Source organism: Bacillus sp. JJ722, assembly GCF_036963345.1.
GTDB lineage: Bacteria > Bacillota > Bacilli > Bacillales > DSM-1321 > Bacillus_AD.
The window spans coordinates 1-1,495 of sequence record NZ_JBALMO010000195.1 but is presented as its reverse complement, the minus strand read 5'-3'; the positions used below and the strand labels follow the sequence as shown (position 1 = coordinate 1,495).

Genomic DNA, 1,495 nt, shown 5'->3' with positions numbered 1-1,495 from the left:
ACTACAACATGTCCTAGGACAGACATCTAACTTGTATGATAAAATTTAGTTGCATGTTTTTTGATGTATCCATAATAAAAACACCCCTTGCTTTAAATGGATGTTTCAAGCTTAACTTTAATTACCTTACCCCTTATGATTTTTACCTACTAAGAAAAGCATATTAGAAGATGTAACTTTTTCAAATTCATCACCTGAAATACTTTTATTAATCTATATTGTCAGGATTTGTTTAGAATCGATATCAACATTACCTAATTCATCATAACCAACACTGCTAACAGATAATTGATAGGTGTTTTTATCATTAGGAACAACACTTAGTACTATTTTTACCTTCATAAAATTCTAATGAATATCTCTTAGTATTTTTGTGATTCAGCGCCCTTATAAATTTCTAAATCAAAGTCTATTTCATTAATTATTGCAACAATGCCTGTATTTGTTACAGTGGGGCATTTCTATTTTTAAAAGAAAAATGGAATAGTAGAGTAGGCATTAGTTTAATTTTATCATTAGTAGGGGTAATTGTTGTTATTACTAAAGGTTCATTAGATATGCTACTTTCCTTATCGTTTAATAAAGGAGATTTACTGTTTATTTCAGCATTAGCATGCGGCGTTCTTTATAATTTAGTTGGAAAATTGGTGATGAAAGATGTATCTCCATTATTAGCAACCACGATTATGACAGTAATGGGAACTATTTTCCTTGCTATTAGTACTCTTTTTGGAGGAGGATGGGAAAAAGTTTCAGAATTCTCAACGCAAGGATGGATAGAGATGTTTTACATGGTTGTATGTGGCACCTTAGTTGGTTATATTATTTTTAATAAAGGGGTTGAACAGATTGGAACTAGTACTGCTAGTATATACTTAAACCTTACTCCAATTGTTACAACACTAATATCCATCTTTTTTTATGGTTCCACACTGACTTGGGAACAAACAATTGGAATGGTTATGGTATTGATAGGTGTTTATATCGCCACAACTAAAACTAAGAGTAAGAGTCAAATTAAAAATCTATCTTTAAATGATTAAGGGTGTTAAAATATAAATTTAAAAAAGGAAACGCTTCAAAAAGAGCCTTTCCTTTTAATATTATGATTCAAGTCGTGTAGAACGTCTAAACAATATTATATAATTACTTAACAAAATCCTTGTATATTTCCTTAAAAAATAGCTTACCTTGTAAATCAATTTTATTAAATGAATAGTCAAGTTTTAGTAGCCTAATTATTATCTATCGCACCCAACTCCATCACCATCGCGGTCAAGATGTTTAGCATAACCTGCTTCACCTCTACGGATTGGTGCAGCTCCAGCTTCACGGGCTTCATCACAGTTTTCATAATATACATAATTCTGTTGCTCTTTTTCCTCTTCTTCTTGTTTACGCTTTTCTTCTGCTAGACGTGCTTCCTCTTCTTGTATACGTTTTTCTTCTGCTAAACGTGCTTCCTCTTCTTGTTTGCGTTTTTCTTCTGCTAAAC

1 protein-coding gene and 1 pseudogene are annotated in these 1,495 nt (G+C 31.5%); one reads left to right on the top strand and one right to left on the bottom strand.

Annotated features, from left to right (window positions below):
* Positions 1 to 414: 414 nt before the first annotated feature.
* Positions 415 to 1,043: pseudogene (locus V7014_RS20430) on the top strand (DMT family transporter); the annotation flags it as partial.
* Positions 1,044 to 1,241: 198 nt separating this feature from the next.
* Here V7014_RS20430 and V7014_RS20425 read toward each other — a convergent pair.
* Positions 1,242 to 1,495: excalibur calcium-binding domain-containing protein (locus tag V7014_RS20425; protein ID WP_335509777.1), on the bottom strand; the 254-nt coding region annotated here is incomplete at its 5' end.